At 60.8% G+C, this 24982-nt stretch carries 20 protein-coding genes; 16 read left to right on the forward strand and 4 right to left on the reverse strand.

Annotated elements, in window-relative coordinates; translation table 11 throughout:
* Positions 1-114 precede the first annotated feature (114 nt).
* Positions 115-3282, reverse strand: coding sequence for an efflux RND transporter permease subunit (locus B9A19_RS11025; RefSeq protein ID WP_084090847.1), 3168 nt, complete (start codon positions 3280-3282; stop codon positions 115-117).
* A gap of 42 nt (positions 3283-3324) precedes the next feature.
* A complete protein-coding gene (locus B9A19_RS11030; protein WP_084090848.1) occupies positions 3325-4437 on the reverse strand; it encodes an efflux RND transporter periplasmic adaptor subunit in 1113 nt (370 codons plus the stop codon).
* Between the two features lie 448 nt (positions 4438-4885).
* Here B9A19_RS11030 and nagE point away from each other — a divergent pair, with 448 nt between their 5' ends.
* Entirely contained in the window at positions 4886-6955 is a 2070-nt protein-coding gene (nagE, locus tag B9A19_RS11035; RefSeq protein WP_084090849.1) for an N-acetylglucosamine-specific PTS transporter subunit IIBC, read from the forward strand.
* A 270-nt stretch (positions 6956-7225) separates the two neighbouring features.
* Here nagE and B9A19_RS11040 read toward each other — a convergent pair whose 3' ends face one another.
* Positions 7226-8212 carry a malate dehydrogenase gene (locus B9A19_RS11040; RefSeq protein WP_084090850.1) on the reverse strand — a complete coding sequence of 329 codons (987 nt, stop codon included), beginning with the start codon at positions 8210-8212 and terminating at the stop codon, positions 7226-7228.
* Positions 8213-8470: 258 nt separating this feature from the next.
* Between B9A19_RS11040 and B9A19_RS11045 the strand changes: the two genes are divergently transcribed.
* The 15 genes from B9A19_RS11045 (at position 8471) to B9A19_RS11115 (ending at position 24225) form a co-directional block, all read left to right on the forward strand.
* Positions 8471-9205: a GntR family transcriptional regulator gene (locus tag B9A19_RS11045; protein ID WP_084090851.1), complete on the forward strand. Its 735-nt coding sequence runs from the start codon at positions 8471-8473 to the stop codon at positions 9203-9205.
* A gap of 100 nt (positions 9206-9305) precedes the next feature.
* Positions 9306-9680, forward strand: coding sequence for a succinate dehydrogenase, cytochrome b556 subunit (gene sdhC, locus B9A19_RS11050; protein ID WP_084090852.1), 375 nt, complete (start codon positions 9306-9308; stop codon positions 9678-9680).
* Positions 9674-10021 (forward strand): succinate dehydrogenase, hydrophobic membrane anchor protein, encoded by a 348-nt coding sequence (gene sdhD / locus B9A19_RS11055; RefSeq protein WP_084090853.1) that lies wholly within the window; start codon positions 9674-9676, stop codon positions 10019-10021. Before sdhC ends, sdhD begins: the two co-directional genes overlap by 7 nt.
* Positions 10021-11793 (forward strand): succinate dehydrogenase flavoprotein subunit, encoded by a 1773-nt coding sequence (gene sdhA, locus B9A19_RS11060; protein ID WP_084090854.1) that lies wholly within the window; start codon positions 10021-10023, stop codon positions 11791-11793. The genes sdhD and sdhA overlap by 1 nt, the downstream gene beginning before the upstream one ends.
* A 13-nt stretch (positions 11794-11806) precedes the next feature.
* Complete coding sequence (locus B9A19_RS11065; protein ID WP_084090855.1) at positions 11807-12517, forward strand: succinate dehydrogenase iron-sulfur subunit; 711 nt, start codon at positions 11807-11809, stop codon at positions 12515-12517.
* Positions 12518-12523: 6 nt separating this feature from the next.
* Positions 12524-12781, forward strand: a complete 258-nt coding sequence (locus B9A19_RS11070) for an FAD assembly factor SdhE (RefSeq protein ID WP_084090856.1) — start codon at positions 12524-12526, stop codon at positions 12779-12781.
* 44 nt (positions 12782-12825) lie between these two features.
* Positions 12826-14112: a citrate synthase gene (gene gltA, locus B9A19_RS11075; RefSeq protein WP_084090857.1), complete on the forward strand. Its 1287-nt coding sequence runs from the start codon at positions 12826-12828 to the stop codon at positions 14110-14112.
* 93 nt (positions 14113-14205) lie between these two features.
* Positions 14206-17013 carry a 2-oxoglutarate dehydrogenase E1 component gene (locus B9A19_RS11080; protein ID WP_084090858.1) on the forward strand — a complete coding sequence of 936 codons (2808 nt, stop codon included), beginning with the start codon at positions 14206-14208 and terminating at the stop codon, positions 17011-17013.
* 83 nt (positions 17014-17096) lie between these two features.
* The gene (gene odhB, locus B9A19_RS11085; RefSeq protein ID WP_084090859.1) at positions 17097-18290 is read left to right on the forward strand and encodes a 2-oxoglutarate dehydrogenase complex dihydrolipoyllysine-residue succinyltransferase; all 1194 of its coding nucleotides are present in this window, start codon (positions 17097-17099) and stop codon (positions 18288-18290) included.
* A 51-nt stretch (positions 18291-18341) separates the two neighbouring features.
* A complete protein-coding gene (lpdA, locus tag B9A19_RS11090; protein ID WP_084090860.1) occupies positions 18342-19775 on the forward strand; it encodes a dihydrolipoyl dehydrogenase in 1434 nt (477 codons plus the stop codon).
* Positions 19776-19838: 63 nt separating this feature from the next.
* Complete coding sequence (gene sucC, locus B9A19_RS11095) at positions 19839-21008, forward strand: ADP-forming succinate--CoA ligase subunit beta (RefSeq protein WP_084090861.1); 1170 nt, start codon at positions 19839-19841, stop codon at positions 21006-21008.
* Between the two features lie 25 nt (positions 21009-21033).
* Positions 21034-21918 (forward strand): succinate--CoA ligase subunit alpha, encoded by an 885-nt coding sequence (sucD, locus tag B9A19_RS11100; RefSeq protein ID WP_084090862.1) that lies wholly within the window; start codon positions 21034-21036, stop codon positions 21916-21918.
* A gap of 184 nt (positions 21919-22102) precedes the next feature.
* Positions 22103-23059, forward strand: a complete 957-nt coding sequence (locus B9A19_RS11105) for a hypothetical protein (protein WP_084090863.1) — start codon at positions 22103-22105, stop codon at positions 23057-23059.
* A 21-nt stretch (positions 23060-23080) separates the two neighbouring features.
* Positions 23081-23518, forward strand: a complete 438-nt coding sequence (locus tag B9A19_RS11110; protein WP_084090864.1) for a hypothetical protein — start codon at positions 23081-23083, stop codon at positions 23516-23518.
* Between the two features lie 164 nt (positions 23519-23682).
* Entirely contained in the window at positions 23683-24225 is a 543-nt protein-coding gene (locus B9A19_RS11115; RefSeq protein WP_084090865.1) for a hypothetical protein, read from the forward strand.
* An 88-nt stretch (positions 24226-24313) separates the two neighbouring features.
* Here the strand turns inward: B9A19_RS11115 and B9A19_RS22560 are convergent, their stop codons facing one another.
* Positions 24314-24481 (reverse strand): hypothetical protein, encoded by a 168-nt coding sequence (locus B9A19_RS22560; RefSeq protein WP_176216887.1) that lies wholly within the window; start codon positions 24479-24481, stop codon positions 24314-24316.
* Positions 24482-24982: the final 501 nt, after the last annotated feature.

Consider the following 24982-nt stretch of genomic DNA (forward strand, 5'->3'; position numbering starts at 1 on the left):
CCTACCTTCTCTGAAAGTAAACCGCAGGGGAAAGGGCATTCTAACCGATGCCCCGGGGCTGCGGAACTCAAACCATGCGCAAAATTGCCATACTGCGCCCGTATCGACTGGCTTCTATCTGGGGTGGCGCACCGATCCTTCATCCACCTCGCCGTGCATCGGCTGACTGTCGGCTTCAGCCTGGCGCGGCTTGTGGCCGGTCTTGCGCAAGATCCAGCTGCCCAGATCGTCCAGCCAGGTGAATACCACCGGCACGATCACCAGAGTGAGCAGGGTGGAGGTGATCACGCCGCCGATGATGGCATGTGCCATCGGTGCGCGCTGTTCGGCACCGTCGCCCAGCGCCAGTGCCAACGGCATCATGCCGAATACCATGGCTGCCGTGGTCATCAGGATGGGGCGCAGCCGCACGCGGCCGGCCTCGGCAATGGCTTCGGCACGCGCCATGCCCTCGCGGCGCAGATGGTTGACGAAATCAACCAGCAGGATCGCGTTTTTGGTGACCAGACCCATCAGCATGATCACGCCGATCACCGAGAAGATATTGAGCGTGCTGCGCCACATCAGCAGCGCCAACAGCACCCCCACCAGCGACAGCGGCAGCGAGGTCATGATGGCCAGCGGTTGCAGGAAGTGGCCGAACTGCGAGGCCAGGATCATGTAGATGAACACGACGCCCAGCAACAGCGCTGCTACTGCATAGCCGGCCGACTCGGCCATGCTCTTGCTGTCGCCACCGGTGACAAAGCGATAGCCGGCAGGCAGCTTGAAGCGTTGCTGCAGTGCGGTGATCTGCTTTTGCACCTCGCCTGTGGTCTGGCCGGCCACGTTGGCGGTGATGTTGACCTCGCGGAACAGGTCGCGCCGGTTGATCTGCACCGGGCTGGTGGTTTCGCGGATGGTGGCCAGCTCGGACAAGGGCAGGGTGACCGGCAGGCCATTGGCATCGGTCTTGTTGCCGGTCAGGTAAAGCGAGGCCAGCTGGCCGGCATTGGTGCGCTCGGCTTTGTCCAGGCGCACGTTGACGTCGTAATTCTCGCCGTCCGGCGCTTGCCAGGTGCTGGCTGCCTTGCCTGCAATCAAGGGGCGCAGGGCGTTGCCGATCTGCGACGGGTTGAAGCCCAGGCTGGCCGCGCGCTCGCGGTCCACCTCGACATTCAGCGTCGGCTTGGCATCGCGCATGCTCGAATCAATGTCGACCACGCCGTGAATCCTGGCCAGTTCGGCGGTAAAGGCATTGGAGAGCTGGCGCAGATCGTCCAAGTCCGGGCCCTGCATGGAAATCTGCAGGGGTTTGCCATCCGGGCCGCCGCCGCCCAGCGGGCTGACGCCGCGCAGGTCCACGCCGGCCACCCGGCCCAGTCGCTCGCGGAACAGATTGATCAGCTCGTCCTGACCGCGCGTGCGCTGCAGCTTGGGCTTGAGCGTAACGGTCATGGTTGCGCTGTTCTTGCCTTGGGCTTCGCCGGTGTTGGCGGTGGTATAGATTTCGATCACTTCAGGGAACTCGCGCAGCGCGGTTTCCACCTGTCGTGCCTTGCCCGCGGTGTAGTTCAGCGACGAACCGACCGGCGTGGTGAAATGGACCGAAACCTTGGACAGGTCGGCCTTGGGGACGAATTCGCTACCGATGAAACGCGCCAGCGCAAACGCGGCCACCAGACTGGCGATGGCAATCAGCACCACCCAGATGCGGTGGCTCAGGCTCCAGGTAATCAGCCGGCTGTAGCGTTCGCCCAGCCAGTCCATGCCGTGCTCAATGGCGTCCAGCAGGCGCCCCAGCGGGCGCTTGCCGCCTTGCGCATGCGGGTCGTGCCACAGCGACGACAGCATGGGGTCGAGTGTGAACGACACGAACATCGAGATCAGCACCGCTGCACACACGGTAATGCCGAACTGGTGGAAGAAACGGCCGATGATGCCGCCCATGAACCCCACCGGCAGGAACACCGCCACGATGGTCGATGTGGTGGCCAGTACCGCCAGGCCGATTTCCTTGGTGCCGTCCAGCGCAGCGCGATAGTGGTCCTTGCCCAGCGCGGTGTGGCGCACGATGTTTTCGCGCACCACGATGGCATCGTCGATCAACAGGCCGATACACAGCGACAGCGCCATCATGGTCATCACGTTGATGGTGAAGCCTGACAGGTAGAGCGCGTAGAAGGTGCCGATCAACGCCACCGGCAGGGTCAGGCCGGTGATGACGGTGGAGCGCCATGAGCCGAGGAAAAAGAACACGATCACCACGGTCAGCAGCGCGCCTTCCAGTAACGATGCCTTCACGTCCTTCAGCGACGAGCGTATGCCCTCCGAGTTGTCATACAGCACCGACAGCTTGATGCCCTCGGCCGCCAGCTCGCGGTTGACGTCGTCCATGGCCTTGCGCACGCCGTCGGCGGTCTGCACTGTATTGGCCTTGTTGACCTTCTTGATGTCGAGCGAGATCGCGCGCTTGCCGTTCACCAGTGCCAGCGAGTCTTCCTCTGCCTGGCCGTCCTGTATCGTTGCCACGTCGGACAGGTAGACCGGTGCGCCGTTGCGCCACGCGACGATGATGCGATTGAACTCGGCAGCGGTTTTCAGCCTGCCCTTGATCTGGATGACTTTTTCCGAGCTGTGATCCTCAACGGTGCCCACCGGCACCTCGGCATTCTGCGCCTGTACGGCGGCGTTGATGTCGTTGATGCCGAGCTTGAGCGCGGACAGGCGCTCTGGCTTGACGTTGATGTTGATTTCGCGCGCCGTGCCGCCGATCACGGCCACCTGACCCACGCCGGGAATGATTTCGAAGCGTTTCTTGATGAATTGCTGGGTGCGGCTGGTCAGCTCGCGCGGGGTCAGCTTGTCCGAGCTGATCGCCAGCGAGATGATCGGCATGTCATCCGGGTTGTAGCGGCTGATGGTTGGCGCCTTGATTTCGGTGCGGAAGGTGGGCGAGACCACGCCGACCTTTTCACGTACGTCCTGCACCACCTTGTCGGGGTCCACATTGAGGTCGAACTCGGCAATCACCACCGACAGCCCCTGATAGGTGTGCGAGAACACCTGGTTCAGGCCGCTGATGGTGTTGATGCTTTCCTCCAGCGGCTTGGTGACTTCCGATTCGACGATTTCCGGCGCGGCATCCGGGTATTCGGTGCTGACCACGATGACCGGGAACTTGACGTCCGGCAGTTCCTCAACCGGCAGCCGGGTGAGGGAAAACAGGCCCAGCACCATCAGCGCCACCATCATCATGGTGGCGAATACCGGGTTCTGGATGCTGATACGGGTAAACCACATTGCGTGACACTCCTTGCGGCGGGGCGGGAGGGGTCGGAGGGGTCAGGGCTGGCTGGCTTGCAGTTTGACCGGCATGCCGGCGGTCAGCCGCACGCCGCTGACCAGCACCACGGCGCCGGCCTCCAGCCCGGACTGGATTTCCACCGTGTTGCTGGCTGCGTCGGCCGCCCCCAGCACCACGTTGCGGCGTACCAGCGTGCCCTTGTCCACCTGCAGTACGAAGCGCTGGCCGTTTTCCTCGCGTACTGCGGCAGCCGGGGCGACCAGTGCATCCTTGCGCGTATCGATGGCAAGGCGACCCTGGCCAAACAGGCCCGCACGCAAGCTGCCTTGATCGTTGATGATGCGGATATAGACTTCGACGGTTTTGTTGACCGCATCCACCGCCGGGTTGATGCGACTTACCTGGCCGCTGAACTCGCCCGAAAAGCCATCCACCTTCAGCGTGGCGGTCTGGCCCACGTGTACTTCGCCGATCTGGCTGGAGGGAACCGCAGCAACCCACTCCAGTTCGGACAGGTCAACCACGGTGAACAGCTTGCTGTTCAGGCCCACGTGCTGTCCGGGCTCGACCAGGCGCTCGGAAATCGTGCCGGCAAACGGTGCGGTTACGCGGGTCTTGGCCAATGCCTGCTTGGCCAGCGCCAGTTGTGCCTCGCTCACGTTGACGTCAGCCACCGAGGTTTGCACCTGGCTGTTGGTGGCATCGAACGCATTGCGCGAGATGAAATTCTGCTTGAGCAAATTGGCGTTGCGCTCGGCCTGCTTGCGGTTCAGGTCGAGCATCTCGCGGCTCTTTTCCAGCTGGGCCTTGGAAACCAGCAACTGTTTTTCCAGATCGCGCGTATCAAACATGGCCAGCTCCTGTCCGGCAGCAACCGCCGCGCCGGGGCGCACGGCCACGCTGCCCACCACGCCTTCGACCTGTGCGGTCAAGGTGGTCTGGCGCAGTGCCTGCAGGCTGCCGGTGAGGGGAATGCTGTGGTTGAGATCGCTGCGCTTGATGGTAACGACATCCTCCCGCGCCAGCTCGGCCGCGGCCGGAGCGCTGGCGGTTGCTGTCGGGGCTGGCTTGTTGCCGCAACCGCTGAGCGCGGCCGTCAGCGTCAGGGCAAGAAAGGTGTATTGCAAGGCACGATGCGCGGGCAAGGACATGGCGGGAATCCGGATGGGCGGCGAGATTTACATACGGGGCAGATTCTAACGATGTTCGCTGGCTTGAACATGACGGAATCGGCCGAAAACGGCATTTCGTGACAATGTACCGTTTGCGCTGGATCAAGTTGCACACAATTTTCGCGTGTGGCCAGTCAGCAATGCGCGTAAGCTTCGGCCTAACATTCGTCTATGTATGTTGTTGTCCTGATGCCAAAGCGCATTTAAGTACTCGATAATGCTTTACACGCGCACGCATGATGGTTACAACTCATCTGCAAGGAATATGCCGGCTGGATGAGGGCCGGGCTGACCTGTGGGGTGGATTTGCCTGTCTTGCGCCGTTTCGTATTTTGTATCAAGGGCTTGGGTGAGCAGCCCGCGTAACGCGGACGGGTTCAGTGTCGCAGCGATCATTTTTTGCGCAATCGTAACAAGGGGGTATACCGTGAGTGTCCTAGGGTATTTACAAAAAATCGGCCGCGCGCTGATGGTGCCGGTGGCCACGCTACCGGCTGCGGCAATCCTGATGGGTATCGGCTACTGGATCGACCCGCAAGGCTGGGGTGGTGGCAGCCCGCTGGCGGCGTTCCTGATCAAGTCCGGCGCATCCATCATCGACAACATGGCCATCCTGTTTGCTGTCGGTGTGGCTTACGGGATGTCCAAAGACAAGGATGGCGCGGCAGCGTTGGCCGGTCTGGTGGGTTTCTATGTGGTAACAACACTGTGTTCGCCCGAAGCGGTTGGTCAGCTGCAGGGGCTGAAGCCAGAACAGGTTCCGGCCGCCTTCGGCAAGATCAAAAACCCGTTTGTCGGGATTCTGACCGGGGTCATTGCTGCTGAACTGTATAACCGTTTCAGTCATGTCGAGCTGAACAAGGCACTTGCCTTCTTCAGCGGCAAGCGCTTGGTGCCGATCGTCACGTCTTTCGTGATGATGGCCGTGTCATTTGTGCTGATGTTCACTTGGCCGGTGATTTACGGCGCGCTGGTGCATTTTGGCGAAGGTATCCAGGGCATGGGGCCGCTGGGGGCCGGTATCTACGCCTTCTTTAACCGCCTGCTGATTCCGGTTGGTCTGCACCATGCATTGAACCAGGTGTTCTGGTTTGACGTTGCAGGTATCAACGACATCCCGAACTTCCTGGGTGGCGCGCAATCGCTGGCTGAACACAAGGCTGTCGTCGGCGTGACTGGCATGTATCAGGCCGGCTTCTTCCCGATCATGATGTTCGGTCTGCCGGGCGCAGCGCTGGCGATCTACCAGACCGCCAAGCCGGAGCACAAGGCACGTGTGGCGTCCATCATGATGGCGGCCGCGTTTGCCTCGTTCTTCACCGGTGTGACCGAGCCGCTCGAATTCTCCTTCATGTTCGTGGCGCCGTTCCTGTATGTGGTGCACGCGCTGCTGACTGGCATTTCGGTCTACATTGCCGCGACCATGCACTGGATTGCCGGTTTTGGCTTCAGTGCGGGTCTGGTCGACATGGTGCTGTCGTCGCGCAACCCGCTGGCGGTGCAGTGGTTCATGCTGATCGTGCAGGGCATCGTATTCTTCTTTGTGTATTACTTCGGCTTCCGCTTCTCGATTACCGCCTTCAACCTCAAGACCCCGGGTCGTGAGGACGATACTGAAGAGGCTGGCCCGCAAACCGTGGTGCAGGCTGCTCCGGCGCCGACTTCGGCTGGCGCTGCCGGCAGCAATATCGAGCAACTGGCCAAGGCCTATATCGGCGTGGTCGGTGGTGCTGCCAATCTGGCGGCAATTGATGCCTGCATTACCCGCCTGCGTCTGAACGTGAATGATTCGGCCCTGGTGAACGAAGCTGAAGCCAAGCGCTTGGGCGCGGCCGGTGTGGTCAAGCTGAACAAGCAGAGCGTGCAGATCATCATCGGGCCCAAGGCCGAGTTGATTGCTGATCAGATGCGCAAGTGGCTGACTGCAGGTACCAGCATTCAGGAGGCTGTTGAAGCTGCGCCGATCTCGATCGAGCAGAAGATTGCCACCGTCAGCGCACTGCAGCCGCCGGCGCCGGCCGTGCAGCCGGGCAAGGGCGAGCTGGTGCTGGTTGCCCCGGTAACCGGTGAGGCCGTACCGCTGTCCGACGTGCCGGATGCCGCATTTGCCAGCAAGGCCGTGGGTGATGGCGTGGCCATCAAGCCGACAGGCCGTCTGGTGGTTGCACCGGCAAGCGGCACGCTGGTGAAGATTTTCAACAGTAATCACGCCTTTGCGCTGCAGGCCGACAACGGTGCGGAAATCATCGTCCACATCGGTATCGAAACCGTGAAGCTGGGCGGGCAGGGCTTCCGCCGTCTGGCCGAGCAGGGCACGCATGTGAATGCGGGTGAGCCGGTGCTGGAGCTGGATCTGGACTACCTGAGCGAACACGCGGTATCGCTGATCAGTCCGGTGGTCGTGAGCAATATCGACCAGTTCGGTGGCGTGGCCAACTTTGCCAGTGGCCCGGTGGCTGCCGGCCAGAGCACGCTGTATACGCTCAAGCCGCGTTAAACCTCGGCTGTGGCAATACAAAACGGACCGGCTTGCCGGTCCGTTTTTTCATGTGCGGCCCAGTGGCCCGGTGCGGGCGTGCAGTGCTGCTGCACGTTGTACGTGGTTGGCAGTCTGCTCACCTGGTAGGTGTGGCAGGGGCTGTTTCCCGGTCTGCATGAGGCCAGTTCTGGCGTGCGGATGGTGGTCCGGCGGCTCGGGGACGAAAAAAAAAGGACGAACCGAGGTTCGTCCTTTTTTCTTGCACAAGCAGGCTTGTGCGAGCGGGGTTTAGCCCAGCAGATGCTTCACGGCATCACGCTCTTCGCTCAGTTCCTTGGCGGTCGCATCCATGCGGGCGCGGCTGAAGTCGCTGACTTCCAGGCCTTGCACGATGGTGTACTTGCCATCCTTGCAGGTCACCGGGTAGCCGTAGATCAGGTCGCTGTAGCCGTATTCGCCGTTGGCCGGTACGCCCATGGTGACCCAGTCGCCTTCCGGTGTGCCCAGCACCCAGTTGCGGATGTGGTCGATGGCGGCGTTGGCCGCCGAAGCAGCCGACGACAGGCCGCGCGCCTTGATGATGGCAGCGCCGCGCTGTTGCACGGTCGGGATGAACTCGCTTTCCAGCCATTGTTGATCGTTGATCAGCTGGGCAGCGCTTTGGCCCTTGACTTCTGCGTGGAAAATGTCCGGATACTGGGTAGCCGAGTGGTTACCCCAGATGATGACTTTCTTCACGTCGGTGACCGCGTTGCCGGTCTTCTGGCCGATCTGGGTCAGGGCGCGGTTGTGGTCCAGACGCATCATGGCGGTGAAGTTGGCCGGGTTCAGGTCCGGTGCGTTCTTCATGGCGATGTAGGCGTTGGTGTTGGCCGGGTTGCCGACCACCAGCACCTTCACATCACGCGAAGCAACTGCGTTCAGTGCCTTGCCCTGGGTGGTGAAGATGGCGCCGTTGGCTTCCAGCAGGTCCTTGCGTTCCATACCCGGGCCGCGCGGACGGGCGCCAACCAGCAGGGCGACGTCAGCATCCTTGAAGGCAACCATCGGGTCGTCGGTTTGCACGATGCCTTGCAGCAGCGGGAAGGCACAGTCGTCTAGTTCCATCACCACGCCGGCGAGGGCCGGCAGCGACGGGGTAATGTCCAGCAGTTGCAGGATCACCGGTTGATCCGGGCCGAGCATGGCGCCAGAGGCAATACGGAACAGGAGGCTGTAGCCGATCTGGCCGGCTGCGCCGGTTACGGCAACGCGTACGGGTTTCTTGGTGGTCATGGATTTAGCTCCGGATCATGGTGGTTGCTCACGCTGCGGCGACTACGTCCCGCGCAGCGGTTTTGAGTCTGGTGCGCACCAAGGCCCGGCATGGCTGTGCCGGCTTTGGTGCAAAGCCCGACGATTTTAGCACGCACGATTGCCGCCGCGCTTGCGTTTTGATGTAATTGCCCGCATGAATGGTGATTGTCTTGTGTCTTATATAAGACTGTAGTGGACTACACCGGGACAACATGATAAAAAGCGAGGCAATCGAGTATGGCGAAGCTCACGCAGCAACCGTTGTACAAGCAGGTTGTGCGCGAAGTGCTGGCCCGCATCGAAGCTGCCGAATGGCATGGCGACGAATCCTTGCCCAGTGAAACCGATCTGGGCCGCAGCCTGGGCGTCAGCCAGGGCACGGTGCGCAAGGCGTTGGATGTGCTGGTGGCCGATGGCGTGTTGTATCGGCGTCAGGGTGTCGGCACTTTTGTGGCGGATACCAGTGATTTTCTGGCACGCAGCTGTTTTACGCCGTTGACCGGTGTGGGTGGTGAAGTGCCGAAATTCGAGCTGCTGGGCTGTGTGCGCATCAATGCCGGCGAGCAGCTGGCCGAGGTACTGGGCCTGCGGCGCGGTGCCGCGCTGTGGCAGGTGCGCAAGCTGTTGCGCGTGGCGGGACATATCGTCGGGCTGGAAGAGTTGTTGTTGCCCGAGAGCAGTTTTCCGGATCTGGACATGCGCCGGATTCGTGAGTTGAAAGGTAATGTGCCCGAGCTATGCTGGCGCGATTTTGGCGTGCGGCTCAAGGATGGCGAGGTGCGTTACCGGGCCGTGTCGGCGGCGCAGGCCGAAGCGCGTTTGTTGCAGATGGAAGTTGGTGACCCGCTGCTGCAGATCGTGCGCCTGTCGCGTGATTTCGACGGCAAGCCGCAAATCTGGAGCGTGGCATGGCTGCGCACCGAGCAGGACGCGTTCGAACCGCCGCAAAGCATGCGGGGCGAACAAGAATGACCAAGGCCGGGCAGATGCCCGGCTGGCGGTTTTTGGGGGCAACCCCGCTGTGGCATGGGCTGTAGGGCGTGTGCCGGATTTAAACCAGTAAGGAAAGCGTATGAGCAAAACACGCCCCAAGCACCTGGATTTGCGGGTAATCAAATTCCCGCTGCCCAGTATCGTGTCCGGCCTGCACCGCATCAGCGGCGCGCTGCTGGGCCTGTCCATCCCCTTCGTGCTGTACGCGCTGTCCGGCACCCTGTCGTCCGGCGAGCGTTTTGACGCTTTCCGCGCCTGTGTGGGCAGCCCGGTAACGAAACTGCTCTTGCTGCTGGTGTTGTGGGCCTTCCTGCACCACGCCTGTGCCGGCATCCGCTTCCTGATGATGGACATTCACAAGGGTGTCGAGCGTGAAACCGCACGACTGACTGCAAAAATCGTGATGGCCGTGAGCCTGTCGCTGACTGTCGTGATCGGGGTGCTGGTATGGTAAATCGTCAAGTTGTCGGCGCGCACTACGGTCTGCGCGACTGGCTGGTGCAGCGCGTTACCGCCGTCATCATGCTGGTGTATGCCGTGGCCATCGTGGCCTTCCTGGTGCTGGCGCATGGCGCCAATTACGCACAGTGGCAGCAACTGTTCGCCTGTGGCTGGGTCAAGGTACTCACCACCGTCACCATCCTGGCGCTGCTGTGGCACGCCTGGGTTGGTCTGCGCGATATCTGGATGGATTACGTGCAGCACATCGGCCTGCGCCTCACCCTGCATGTGGTGACCATCCTGTGGCTGGTATCCAGCCTTGTTTATGCCGTTAAAGTTGTCTGGGGTGCGTGATGACTGTTCCAGTTCGCAAGTTTGATGCAGTCATCGTGGGCGCCGGCGGCGCCGGCCTGCGTGCCGCACTGCAATTGTCGGAAGCCGGCCTGAAGACTGCCGTGCTGTCCAAAGTATTTCCGACCCGCTCGCACACCGTTGCGGCGCAGGGCGGTGTGTCCGCTTCGCTGGGCAACTCCGAGCCGGATCACTGGCACTGGCACATGTACGACACCGTGAAGGGTTCGGACTGGCTGGGTGACCAGGACGCCATCGAATTCATGTGCCGCGAGGCACCGAATGTCGTGGTCGAGCTGGAACACTTCGGCATGCCGTTCGACCGCAACGCCGATGGCACCATTTATCAGCGCCCGTTCGGCGGCCACATGTCCAATTTTGGCGAGAAGCCGGTGCGCCGCGCCTGTGCGGCGGCTGACCGTACCGGCCACGCCATGCTGCACGCGCTGTACCAGCGCAATGTGCGCGCCAACACCCAGTTCTTCGTCGAATGGATGGCGCTGGACCTGGTGCGCGACGAGCAGGGCAATGTGCAAGGCGTGGTCGCCATGGAAATGGAAACCTCGGACATTTACGTGTTCCAGGCCAAGGCCACCCTGTTTGCCACCGGCGGCGCGGGTCGTATCTTCGCTTCCAGCACCAATGCCTTCATCAACACCGGTGACGGCCTGGGTATGGCAGCGCGCGCCGGCATCCCGCTGGAAGACATGGAATTCTGGCAGTTCCACCCGACCGGCGTGGCCGGCGCGGGCGTGCTGATTACCGAAGGCGTGCGTGGCGAAGGCGGCATCCTGCGCAACAGCAATGGCGAGCGCTTCATGGAGCGCTACGCGCCGAACGCCAAGGATCTGGCTTCGCGCGACGTGGTATCGCGCGCCATGGTCACCGAAATCAACGAAGGTCGTGGCTGCGGTCCCAACAAGGATCACGTGCTGCTCGACATCACCCACCTGGACCCGGAAGTCATCAAGTCCAAGCTGCCGGGTATCCGCGAAATCTCGATCAAGTTCGCCGGTGTGGACCCGATCAAGGCACCGATCCCGGTCGTGCCGACCTGCCACTACCAGATGGGCGGCATTCCGACCAACTACAAGGGCGAAGTTGTCGTCAACGACCAGATCGTCAGCGGTTTCTATGCGGCCGGCGAAGTGGCCTGCGCGTCGGTGCACGGCGCCAACCGCCTTGGCACCAACTCGCTGCTCGACCTGCTGGTGTTCGGCAAGAGTTCGGGCAACTCGATGATCGACTTCATCAAGCACGCGCCCAAGGACCTGCCGGTGCTCAACACCGCTGACGTCGAGCGTTCGGTCGCCCGCGTCGACGAACTGAACCAGCGCAGCAGCGGCGTGGAAGTCAACGACGCCCGCCTGGCCATGCAGGCCACCATGCAGAAACACTGCGGCGTGTTCCGTTTCAAGGACATGCTCAAGGAAGGCGCCGAGAAGATTCTGGAAGTCGAAAAGCAGGTGGCCAACATCGTCATCGCCGACAAATCCAAGACCTTCAACACCGCCCGACTCGAAGCGCTGGAGCTGCAGAACCTGATCGAAGTGGCCAAGGCCACCATGATCTCGGCCGAGGCCCGCACCGAATCGCGCGGCGCGCACGTGCGTGATGATGCGGAAGATACCCCGGAACGCCCGAACGGCCGTGATGACCAGAACTGGCTCAAGCACACCCTGTGGCACCGCGAAGGCAACCAGCTCAAGTACAAGCCGGTCACCATGAAGCCGCTGACGGTCGATACCATCGCGCTCAAGACCCGTTCCTACTAAGGGTGAACAGAACATGACTACCCGTACCATTAAATTCAGCATTTACCGCTTCGATCCGGAAAAGGATGCCAAGCCGTACATGAAGGACTACACCGTTGAACTCGACGCGACCGAGCACAAGCTGCTCGATGCACTGGTCAAGCTCAAGGTGCTGGATGATTCCGTCTCGTTCCGCCGCTCGTGCCGCGAAGGCGTGTGCGGTTCCGACGCGATGAACATCAACGGCAAGAACGGCCTCGCTTGCGTGACCGACGTGGACAGCCTTAAGCAGCCGATCCAGATTCGCCCGCTGCCGGGCCTGCCAGTCATACGCGACCTGATCGTGGACATGACGCAGTTCTTCAAGCAATACCACTCGATCAAGCCCTACGTGCAGAACGACACGCCGGCGCCGGATCGCGAGCGCCTGCAAAGCCAGGAGGACCGCAAGGAGCTGGACGGCCTGTACGAGTGCATCCTGTGCGCCTGTTGCTCGACTTCGTGCCCGTCGTTCTGGTGGAACCCGGACAAGTTCGTCGGCCCGGCCGGCCTGCTTGCCGCTTATCGCTTCATTGCCGATACCCGCGATACGGCCACCAACGAACGTCTGGATAATCTCGAAGATCCGTACCGTTTGTTCCGCTGCCACACCATCATGAACTGCGTCGATGTCTGCCCGAAGGACCTGAACCCGACCAAGGCCATCGGCAAGATCAAAGACCTGATGGTCAAGCGGATTGCCTGATCCACGATGAACTCGTTCATCGATGAAGCCGAGCTCAAGCGCATCCTGTGGCGTTCGCGTCGCGGGCTGCTTGAGCTGGACTTGCAACTGGAGCGCTTCGTGAGCGAAGCGCTGCCCGGCCTGAGCGCAGCAGAGCTGGAGGATTACCGCCGCCTGCTGCTGCTGCCGGACCAGGATTTTCTTGAATACCTGAATGGCAAGGCACCGTGCCCCGATGAGTCGCTGCGGCCCATCATTGCGCGCATTCAAGCCCTGCAAAGTTAAAACGGGTTCGGTAAAAACCGGGCCTCAACCCTGGAGTCACACAGATGGAAAACAAAGTCACCCTGACTTACAACAACGGCGAGCAGAGCATCGACCTGCCGGTTCTGCCGGGTACACTGGGCCCGAACGTGGTGGATATCCGCGCGTTCTCGAAGACAGGCATGTTCACCTTCGACCCGGGCTTTCTTGCCACTTCCTCGTGTGAATCCAAGATCACTTTCATTGACGGCGATCTGGGCCAGCTCTACTACCGTGGCTACCCGATCGAACAACTGGCCGAGCACAGCGACTACCTCGAAGTCTGCTACCTGTTGGTTAACGGCGAACTGCCGACCGCAGCGCAAAAGGCCGAGTTCGAAAACACTGTTACCCGCCACACCATGGTGCACGACCAGCTGACCTCGTTCTTCAAGGGCTTCCGCCGCGATGCGCACCCGATGGCCCAGATGGTTGGCGTGGTGGGCGCGCTGTCGGCGTTCTATCAGGACAGCCTGGACATCAGCAACCCGCGTCACCGCGAAGTGGCCATCTACCGTCTGATCTCCAAGATCCCGACGATCGCGGCCATGTGCTACCGCTACAGCAAGGGTCTGCCGTTCAACTACCCGCGCAATGACCTGAACTACACCGCCAACTTCCTGCACATGATGTTCTCCACCCCGTGCGAGGAATACAAGCCGAACCCGGTGCTGGTGCGCGCGCTGGATCGCATCTTCACCCTGCATGCCGACCACGAGCAGAACGCGTCGACCTCGACCGTGCGTCTGGCCGGTTCGTCGGGTGCCAACCCGTTTGCATGTATCTCGGCTGGTATCGCCTGCCTGTGGGGCCCGTCGCACGGCGGCGCCAACGAAGCCGTACTGAAGATGCTGGACGAAATCGGCTCTGTCGAAAACGTGCCGGCCTTCATGGAAGGCGTCAAGGCCAAGACCCACAAGCTGATGGGCTTCGGTCACCGCGTGTACAAGAACTTCGACCCGCGCGCCAAGATCATGAAGCAGACTTGCGACGAAGTGCTGGCCGAACTGGGCCTGCGCGACGATCCGAAGTTCCAGCTGGCCATGAAGCTGGAAGAAATCGCGCTGAGCGATCCGTACTTCATCGAGCGCAAGCTGTACCCGAACGTCGACTTCTACTCGGGCATCGTGCTGACCGCGCTGGGCATCCCGGTCTCGATGTTCACCGTGATCTTCGCACTGGCCCGTACCGTGGGCTGGATCAGCCACTGGAACGAAATGATCTCCGACCCGGCCATGAAGATCGGCCGTCCGCGCCAGCTGTACACCGGTGCACCGCGTCGCGATTACGTCGAAGTTGCCAAGCGCGGTTAAGCGCTAACCAGCGTCGCCCCGTTGCCGGGGCGGCGCTTTTGCATTGAATCCGGCTTGATCCGCCGTAAAGCGGCAAGGACAGGACTAACAAAAATGATGAAAGAACTTGAGTTGAATTCCCATCTGTTCGGTGGGAATGCCCCGTTCGTGGAAGATCTCTACGAACAATACCTGGCCGATCCGGCCTCGGTGGATGCGCAATGGCGCAGCTACTTCGACCAGCTCACGCAAGGCGCCGCAAAACGCGATGTCGCCCGTGCCCCGATCGAAGAATCGTTCCGCCAGCTCACCCGCTCGCCGGTACGCGTGGTGCAATCCGGTTCGGCCGACGAAGCCGCTACCGAGCGCCAGGTCAACCTGCTGCGCCTGATTTCCGCCTACCGCATCATGGGTAGCCGCCAGGCCACGCTGGACCCGCTGCAGCGCATGGACAAGACCGCACTGCCGGAACTGGACCCGAAAACGCACGGCCTGACCGATGCCGACATGGGCATCACGCTCGGCACCAATATCGGCGGCCTGCCGCGCGCTACCCCGGCCGAAGTGCATGCCTTCCTCAAGCAGACCTACTGCGGCAACATCGGTCTGGAATACATGCACATCACCAACAACGAGCAACGTCGTTGGGTGCAGGACTATTTCGAATCGCGTCGTTCCACACCGGCCTTCAGCCAGGACGAAAAGCGCCGCATCCTCAAGCAGGTAACGGCTGCTGAAACACTGGAACTGTATCTGGGCAAGAAGTACGTCGGCCAGAAGCGTTTCGGTCTGGAAGGCGGCGAAGCCATGATCGCGGCCATGGATGGCATCGTGCAGGGCGCCGGCCGTGATGGCGTGCAGGAGCTGATCATCGGTATGGCCCACCGTGGCCGTCTGAACGTACTGGTCAACACGCTGGGCAAGCTGCCGCGTGACCTGTTCAGCGAATTCGAAGGCCGTCCGACGACCGAACTGCCGTCGGGCGACGTGAAGTACCACAATGGTTTCTCGGCCGACATCCCGACCCCGGGTGGCCCGATCCACCTGTCGCTGGCGTTCAACCCGTCGCACCTGGAAATCGTCAACCCGGTGGTGGAAGGCTCGGTGCGCGCACGTCAGCAACGCCGTGGCGACAAGACCGGCGCACAAGTCCTGCCGGTGCTGATCCACGGTGACTCGGCCTTCATCGGCCTGGGCACCAACCAGGGTACCTTCAACCTGGCCAACACGCGTGGTTATGGTACCGGCGGTACGCTGCACATCGTGGTGAACAACCAGATCGGCTTCACCACCTCGGACACCCGCGATACCCGTTCCACGCTGTATTGCACCGACATCGCCAAGATGGTCGAAGCGCCGATCTTCCACGTCAACGGTGACGATCCGGAAGCGGTCTGCCTCACCGTCGAAGCCGCGCTGGCCTTCCGCAAGGAATTCCACCGTGATGTGGTGATCGACATCGTTTGCTTCCGCCGCCATGGCCACAACGAAGCCGATGATCCGTTCATCACCCAGCCGATGATGTACAAGAAAATCGCCCAGCACCCGGGCGTGCGCAAGAAGTACGCCGATCGCCTGATCGCTGAAGGCGTGGTCACCGATGCGGAAGCCGCCGGCCTGATCGATACCTATCGCGCAGCGCTGGATCGCGGCGAGCATGTCGAGCAGACCACGCTGACCGACTACAAGCGTTCGTACGCCATCGACTTCGGCAAGTACATGGGCAACCACTGGCGTCACCCGGTGACCACCGCCGTACCGCTGGCCGACCTGCAGCGCCTGGGCCAGAAGCTGATCACCGTGCCGGACAACTTCAAACTGCGCGCCAACGTCGAGAAGATCCTGAAGGATCGCGGCGAGATGCTGAATGGCAACCTGGGCGTCGACTTCGGTACTGCCGAATCGCTGGCCTATGCCACGATGTTGACCGAAGGCTACGCCGTGCGTATTTCGGGTGAAGACTCGGGGCGCGGCACCTTCAACCATCGCCACGCCGTACTGCACGACCAGAACCGCGAAAAGTGGGACCAGGGCGTGCACGTGCCGCTGCAACACATCTCGGAAAACCAGGCGCACTTCCTCGTCATTGACTCGATCCTGAACGAAGAAGCCGTGCTGGCATTCGAATACGGCTACGCCTCGTCGGCGCCGGATGAGCTGGTGATCTGGGAAGCGCAGTTCGGCGACTTCGCCAACGGCGCGCAAGTCGTGATCGACCAGTTCATCACTTCGGGCGAAACCAAATGGGGCCGTCTGTGCGGCCTGACCATGTTGCTGCCGCACGGTTATGACGGTGCTGGCCCTGAGCACTCGTCGGCACGTGTCGAGCGCTTCCTGCAGATGTGTGCCGAACACAACATCCAGGTGGTGCAACCGTCCGAAGCGGTGCAGATGTTCCATGTGCTGCGTCGCCAGATGGTGCGCCCGGTGCGCAAGCCGCTGATCGTGATCATGAGCAAGAAACTGCTCAAGGCCAAGAATGCGGCCAGCCCGATCGAGCAGTTCAGCAACGGCGAATTCCGCACCGTGATCGGCGAAGCCGGCGACATCGATGCAAAGAAGGTCAAGCGCGTGATCGCGTGTGCCGGCCAGGTCTATTACGACCTGCTGGGCGCACGTACCCAGCGCGAGATCAAGGACATTGCGATTGTCCGTGTCGAGCAGCTGTATCCGTTCCCGACCGAAGAGCTGAAGGCAGAGCTGGCCAAGTTCGGCAATGCCAAGGAAATCATGTGGGTGCAGGAAGAGCCGCGCAATCAGGGTGCCTGGCACCAGATTCGCCACCGTCTCGAAAACTGCATGGAGCCGAAGCAGACCTTGCTGTTTGCCGGCCGCCCATCGTCGGCATCGCCGGCCGTAGGCTACATGAGCAAGCATAACGCGCAGCTGAAGGCCTTCATTGACGAGGCCCTGACGCTGTAATTCCAACGCGGCATCCATCCCGGATGCCGCGTCTTGTCGTTTCGGGCCAGCCCGAACGTACCAGAACCATTTGGAGAAACACCATGATCGTAGAAGTCAAAGTCCCGCAGTTGCCGGAATCGGTTGCCGAAGCCACGCTGCTGCAGTGGAAGAAGAAGGTGGGCGAGGCCGTCGCACGCGAAGAAAACCTGATCGACATCGAAACCGACAAGGTCGTGCTGGAAATCGTCGCCCCGCAAGCCGGCGTACTGGTCTCCATCACCCAGCAGGAAGGCGCCACCGTGGGTAGCCTGGACGTGATCGCCACCATCGATACCGCTGCTGCTGTCGCTGCTGCCCCGGCTGCCGCTGCTGCGCCTGCCGCAGCACCTGCTGCTGCCCCGGCTCCGGCTGCTGCAGGCGCTGCCGCCATGCCGGCCGCCAAGAAACTGGCTGCCGATGCCGGCGTGGACCTGTCCAGGGTCGAAGGTACCGGCCGTGGCGGTCGCGTGCTGAAGGAAGACGTACAGAATGCCGTTGCTGGTGGCAGCAAGCCGGCGGCTGCAGCTGCTGCACCGGTTGCCGTGGCCGTTGGCGAACGTGCCGAGCAGCGCGTGCCGATGTCGCGCCTGCGCCAGCGCGTGGCCGAGCGTCTGCTGCAATCGCAACAGACCAACGCCATCCTCACCACCTTCAATGAAGTGAACATGAAGCCGGTGATGGACCTGCGCAACAAGTACAAGGACAAGTTCGAGAAAGAACACGGCGTCAAGCTGGGTTTCATGGGCTTCTTCGTCAAGGCCGTGGTTGCCGCGCTGAAGAAGTATCCGATCGTGAACGCGTCGGTGGACGGTAACGACATCGTTTACCACGGCTACTTCGACATCGGCGTGGCCGTTGGCTCGCCGCGCGGTCTGGTGGTGCCCATCATCCGCAACGCTGACCAGCTCAGCCTGGCCGAGATCGAAAAGACCATCGCCGACTTCGGCAAGCGTGCGCAGGAAGGCAAGCTGTCGGTGGAAGAACTGACTGGCGGTACCTACACCATCTCGAATGGCGGCACCTTCGGCTCGTTCTTCTCCACCCCGATCATCAACCCGCCGCAAGCCGCGATCCTGGGCATGCATGCCACCAAGGAACGTGCCGTGGTCGAAAACGGCGAAGTGGTGGTGCGTCCGGTGATGTATCTGGCGCAATCCTATGACCACCGCATCATTGACGGCCGCGAAGCCGTGCTGAGCCTGGTGGCAGTGAAGGAAGCCATCGAAGACCCGGCGCGTCTGCTGCTGGACCTGTAACACCACGGGGCGGGGCAACCCGCCCCTTGTGCATCAACCTGGAAGAAACTCATGTCCCAACAATTTGATGTCGTCGTCATCGGTGGTGGTCCCGGCGGTTATGTGGCAGCGATCCGCGCCGCGCAACTGGGCTTCAGCACCGCGTGCATCGACGCAACCAAGAATGCCGAAGGCAAGCAAAGCCTGGGCGGTACCTGCCTGAACGTCGGCTGCATTCCGTCCAAGGCACTGCTGCAATCGTCCGAGAACTACCACAACACCATCCACGGTTTTGCCGATCACGGCATCACAGCAGGCTCGGTCAAGGTAGACATTGCCAAGATGCTGGCGCGCAAGCAGGACATCATCAACAAGAACACCGGCGGTATCGCTTACCTGTTCAAGAAGAACAAGGTGACCTCCTTCCTCGGCTATGGCAGCTTCAAGTCGCGCAATGGCGACAAGTACCAGATCGAGATCAAGGATGGTGACAAGGTCGAAGTGATCGAAGCCACCCACGTCATCATCGCCACCGGCTCCAAGGTGCGTCAGCTGCCGGGCGTCGCCATCGACAACCAGCTGGTGCTGGACAACGAAGGCGCGCTGGCCATCCCGGCCGTGCCCAAGAAGCTGGGCGTGATCGGCGGTGGTGTAATCGGCCTGGAAATGGGCTCGGTATGGAAGCGCCTGGGCGCGGAAGTGACCGTGCTGGAAGCCGCTCCGGCCTTCCTCGCCGCTGCCGATGAGCAGGTAGCCAAGGAAGCGTTCAAGCTGTTCAGCAAGGACACTGGCCTCGACATCCAGATCGGCGTGAAGATCGGCGAGATCAAGACCGGCAAGAAGGACGTCACCGTCAACTGGACCGACGCCGCCGGTGCCGAGCACAAGAGCGAATTCGACAAGCTGATCGTCGCCATCGGCCGTGTGCCGAACACCGATGGTCTGGGTGCTGACGCAGTCGGCCTCAAGATCAACGAGCGCGGCCAGATCGACGTCGATGGCGACTGCCGCACCAACCTGCCCAATGTATGGGCGATTGGCGACGTGGTGCGCGGCCCCATGCTGGCGCACAAGTCGTCGGAAGAGGGCGTTGCCGTGGCTGAACGCCTGGCTGGCCAGCACCCGCATGTCGATTTCGACGTGATTCCGTGGGTGATCTACACCAACCCGGAAATTGCGTGGGTGGGCAAGACCGAGCAACAGCTCAAGGCCGAAGGCGTCGAATACAAAAAGGGTCAGTTCCTGTTCTCGGCCAATGGCCGTGCGCTGGCGCTGGGCGACTCCAAGGGCTTCGTCAAGATGCTGGCTTGCGCCAAGACCGACCGCATCCTCGGTGTGCACATCGTCGGCGCGCATGCGTCCGAGCTGATCACCGAAGCCGTGGTGGCGATGGAATTCAAGGCGTCGTCGGAAGACATCGCCCGTATCGTTCACGCACACCCGTCGCTGTCTGAAGCCATGCACGAAGCAGCCCTGGGTTGCGACAAGCGCGGTCTGCACAGCTAATTTCCAGCGGGCCGCCGCAGCGCGGCCCGCGCCCAACACACCTCCTCACAAAGGATCTCAGAAATGAATCTGCACGAGTATCAAGCCAAGGAACTGCTGGCCAAGTATGGCCTGCCGGTCCAGCGCGGCATTCTGGCCAACAGCGCTGAAGAAGCTGCTGCAGCGTATGACACCCTGGGTGGCAAGTTTGCCGTCGTGAAGGCACAAGTGCACGCGGGTGGCCGCGGCAAGGCCGGCGGCGTCAAGGTCGTCAAGAGCCGCGAAGAAGCAGCCGAAGTTGCCAAGACCCTGATCGGCACCAATCTGGTGACCTACCAGACCGACGCAGCCGGCCAGCCGGTGCACTCGGTGCTGGTCTGTGAAGACATGTACCCGGTACAGCGCGAACTGTATCTGGGCGCCGTGGTGGATCGCTCCAGCCAGCGCGTGGTGTTCATGGTATCGACCGAAGGCGGCGTGGAAATCGAGAAGGTTGCCGAAGAAACTCCGGAAAAGATCATCAAGATCGAAATCGATCCGCTGGTTGGCGCTCAGCCGTTCCAGGGTCGCGACGCTGCATTCGCCCTCGGCCTGCAAGGCCCGCAAGTGGCTGCGTTCACCAAGCTGTTCCTCGGTGCGGCCAAGGCCTTCATCGACAACGACTTCGCCCTGTTCGAAGTGAACCCGCTGGCGCTGCGTGAAAACGGCGAACTGGCCTGCGTGGATGGCAAGATCAACCTCGACTCCAACGCCCTGTATCGCCACCCGGACCTGCTGGCCCAGCGCGACAAGTCGCAGGAAAACGAGCGCGAAGTGAAGGCTTCCGAGTTCGAACTGAACTACGTGGCGCTGGAAGGCAGCATCGGTTGCATGGTGAACGGCGCCGGTCTGGCCATGGCCACCATGGACATCATCAAGCTCAAGGGTGGCCAGCCGGCCAACTTCCTGGACGTGGGCGGTGGCGCAACCAAGGAGCGCGTGATTGAAGCGTTCAAGCTGATCCTTGCTGACGACACCGTGAAGGGCGTGCTGATCAACATCTTCGGCGGTATCGTCCGTTGCGACATGATCGCCGAAGCCATCATTGCCGCCGTGAAGGAAGTGAACGTGACCGTGCCGGTTGTGGTTCGTCTGGAAGGCAACAACGCTGAACTGGGCGCCAAGATCCTCGACGAATCCGGCCTCAAGCTGACTTCGGCCCAAGGCCTGAACGACGCTGCCGAGAAGATCGTTGCTGCTGTTGCAGCCCTCTAAACCGCACGCGTAAAAGGATTTTGAAATGAGCGTACTCGTCAATAAAGATACGAAAGTGCTGGTGCAAGGCTTCACCGGCAAGAACGGTACTTTCCACGCTGAACAAGCGTTGAAGGTCGGCACCAAGGTTGTTGGTGGCGTGACTCCGGGCAAGGGCGGTTCCGAGCACCTGGGCCTGCCGGTGTTCAACACCATGAAGGACGCCGTGCGTCAGACCCAGGCTGATGCTTCGGTCATCTACGTGCCGGCACCGTTTGCCAAGGATTCCATCCTCGAAGCCATCGACAGCGGCGTGAAGCTGGTGGTTTGCATCACCGAAGGCGTGCCGACGCTGGACATGCTGTACGTGAAGAAGGCTGTGGACGAAGCCGGCATCCGCCTGATCGGCCCGAACTGCCCTGGCATCATCACCCCGGGTGAGTGCAAGATCGGCATCATGCCGTGGCACATCCACCAACCGGGCCGCATCGGTATCGTGTCGCGTTCGGGCACGCTGACCTATGAAGCCGTGGCACAAACCACCGCACTGGGCCTGGGCCAATCGACATGTATCGGTATCGGCGGCGACCCGATCCCGGGTACTTCGCACATCGACGCCCTGAAGCTGTTCCAGGACGATCCGGACACCGACGCCATCATCATGATCGGCGAAATCGGCGGCTCGGCCGAAGAAGAAGCGGCCGAATTCGCCAAGTCCTACGTCACCAAGCCGGTGGTTGGCTACATCGCCGGTGTGACTGCCCCGAAGGGCAAGCGCATGGGCCATGCTGGCGCCATCATCTCGGGCGGCAAGGGTACTGCCGAAGAGAAGTTCGCCGCCTTCGAGCGTGCAGGCATCGCCTACACCCGCAGCCCGGCCGAACTGGGCAAGACCATGTTCGACCTGCTGAAAAGCAAGGGCATGATCTAAGCATCAGCTTGATGCGGGTGTGTTTTGCACCCGCGGCAAAGCAAAAAACGCCACCTTCGGGTGGCGTTTTCTTTTGCATGGTGCTTATTGCATACTGACGTCAGCTTGCCGCCAGTCGCCGTACCCACTGTGCGCCAAGACCATTCATCAACAGGTTCATGATCAAGCAGGAGCATCTGCAAACATGCAAGCCATCCATTACGCGGGCAGTGATACAGCGGTACTGCCCGGCGATGTGGTCAGACTAAAACGCATGCGGGGCGAGGAAGAGGGCTTCATTGCCTATGTGCCGGGCATATCGCCGCCTAACAAGTTCTTTGGCGTCGGAGTCGGGGCCAGTGTCGGGTTTGGCAACGCGCAAGGGCGCTATTGGGCACTGTCTGTGGATGAATCAGGCATATTGAGTTCGGCGGTTCACTGGTTTGCACGCGGCGAAGCGCCGCCTGAACTACCGGCCGATCTGGACGAAATCGACATCAGCAGTGATTTTTGCCTGCCCGCCGAGCAATTGGCCAACCAGCAAATGGGCGATGGGCGGATCGAAATCAGTCGCCGCGCGCCGGTAGACGACGATTTCAAGGCGTTGCAACAGCAGGGGACGTCATTTGGCCGAGCCATCAGCCTCGCACTGCTCGTATTTGGCGTGCTCGCCGCATTGATCTACTGGTTGAGCAAATCCTGGCTGGCAGCATCCCTCATCGGTGGTGGCTTGTTTGCCAGCTCGGTGGTGTCCAACTGGCGCTTTCGGCAAGAACAGCAACGCCGCCGGGCTATGGCCGCTGATCCGCAGGCCGTGGAGGTCATCGAGGTTGCCCCGCTGCGGGTCGTCGATATTCAGCCCTTGGGCAGCAACGGGCCGGCTTTGGTGTTCTTTGGCAACGATGAACAAGCCGTACTGGTAGTCGGCCAGTGGACGGCAGAGTTCGAGCCGTTTCCGGCTGCGCATTTCCGGATACATCGTTGGGCAGATACGGGAGAGCCGATACGCATCGAATGCCTGGGCAAGCTGATTGTGCCTGAATCCTCGTCAGTGGCGCTGCAGCCCGGATACCGCTTTGGCTATGTCGAGTGGTTCAAGGCAAGCCCGGAAACGTTGCAGCAGGATCTGGCGCTTGCGTTTAGCGGTGGTAGTCATGCCTGAAACCACAGCAACCTCATAGCGATGAAGCCCGAATTCAACCAGGTCATGGCCAGTTTTCTTGGCTTATTGCAGCGCCAAGGTTTGCCAGCGCAGATTGTCTGGGTGAGGCCGGAGCAGGCTATCTATGGTGCTCGCAAAGGATGGCTGATACTGCCGAGCCACGGTTACGACGTGGCGGAAATTGCAGCGCGTTACCAAGCCGCATGCAGTTCAGATTGGGGTCTGCGCTTTAGCGTGTTGTGTGTTCATGAGCATACCAGCTATTGCCTGCTGAAAATCCCTGCAGATGAGCTGGCAGCTGAATACGCGCTGCTTGCTGCCGATGTCGTCAAGCTCAGTGTGCCCGTTCCCGTGCCTGCGGCACGTGCTGCATCCGGCATATTGCAGATCGGTTGGTGGCGGCTACGGGAGCACTTGAGCTATCGCCAGTGGAAACAAGCGGCATTCGAGCTGGCTTGAGCTCTGCGTTGAATCCTGGGGATTGGCCGGAAGCCAGTTCTGACCTGTTTTTTGAGAAGCCATAGTGCTGAGAGGGGGATCAGGGCTTGTTATTCGGGACAGCTATTGCAGCTGGTGACGACAGGGAAGATTTGCCACTGTGTGAATTGAGAGAACGTGGTGAGATGAAAAATCTATTAGCTAGCGAACCCTATTTCATGGAATGTTTTTCCGACATCGCGGTGAAGTTGCGCCGTGATACTGGGCGGGAGGTAAAAATCATTGATCTTGATGACTTCATCGCCCTCATGCACCAGGATCGAGAACAGGTGGTGATATCGGTCCCCAACTATCCGTGGATGGCGCGGTGGGATGACAGCATGCTGGAGGAGCTATGCTCCGCCCCGCCATTGTTTGAATTTCCCTATTTTGGTACAGATGGAAACGAACCCATAGGCTACTTCGCGGTGCCAGAAACAGTGTCCAGCGAACGCCTTGAAAGGTTGTGCTGGTATCAAAATACCCTGTTCTTCGTTTGCGCACCGGCCGAAGAATTTTTTGCTGGTTTGCCGCTTCTTGTTCACAACATCATCGCGACTGCTGATGTATGGCGGGATGAAGTTCTGGCCGCACTTGCGACCATGGAGGGTTATCGCTGGATTGTGATGCAGGAAGGAGATCAAGGGGATACGTATTACTGGCTGATCGAATCACAGTCGCCCGATTAGCTTCGGAAGATTGAGCTACCGACGCTATCGAATACCAGCAAGCAGCGATGCGCGTGCATGCACCGCTGCTTGCATGAAGGCAGCTCGCTCAGCCGTTCGGGCAGTTCTGATAAGCGTTGAAGCAGCTGATGTAGGACGGGTCTTTCTCACACACGTGGTGCTTGATTTCACACCACGGGTTTGCGTCTGCTGCCATGGTGGCGGAGGCGGTCAACGTCAGGAACAGGCCGATCAGAAGTGCAACGTGCTTTTTCATGAAATACAGTCCTTTTCTGCGGTTGGTGTGGGGCCCTTGCATCTGTTGAAGACGGCTTGGGTCGACCGATAAAATCAGGCTTTGCTAATTTTTCCGGCCTGCGCATTCAAACATGTATGCCTTATGCGGACAACATAAATTTCAGCATGTTGTCTTTTTGCTGAAAATTGATTTTGATAAAGCTTTCCCGGTTCTTCCTGGTTCTTTTGTTTGCCGATTGATGGGCGATGCTGGTACTAGGGCCTGTTAACACTTATTTCACGCTTGCGTTCGGGGTAGTTCGGGATGGAGCGCAAGGCGCAGAACGCGCCGCGGTACGGGTAGCGCAAGCGGTTTGCAACGCAGCGAACCGCCCGAAATACCCCGAACCCGCAGGGCTGGGCCGCAAAGAGGCCATCTACGGCGTTACGCGCCTTGGCAATAACCGGTTATTGCCGCGTTGCGTGCCTTGTAGCTGACCTCTTTGCGGCCCAGCGCAAGCGCGAAATAAGTGTTAACAGG

The sequence above is a fragment of the Andreprevotia lacus DSM 23236 genome (assembly GCF_900176275.1).
In the GTDB taxonomy this organism is placed as follows: domain Bacteria; phylum Pseudomonadota; class Gammaproteobacteria; order Burkholderiales; family Chitinibacteraceae; genus Andreprevotia; species Andreprevotia lacus.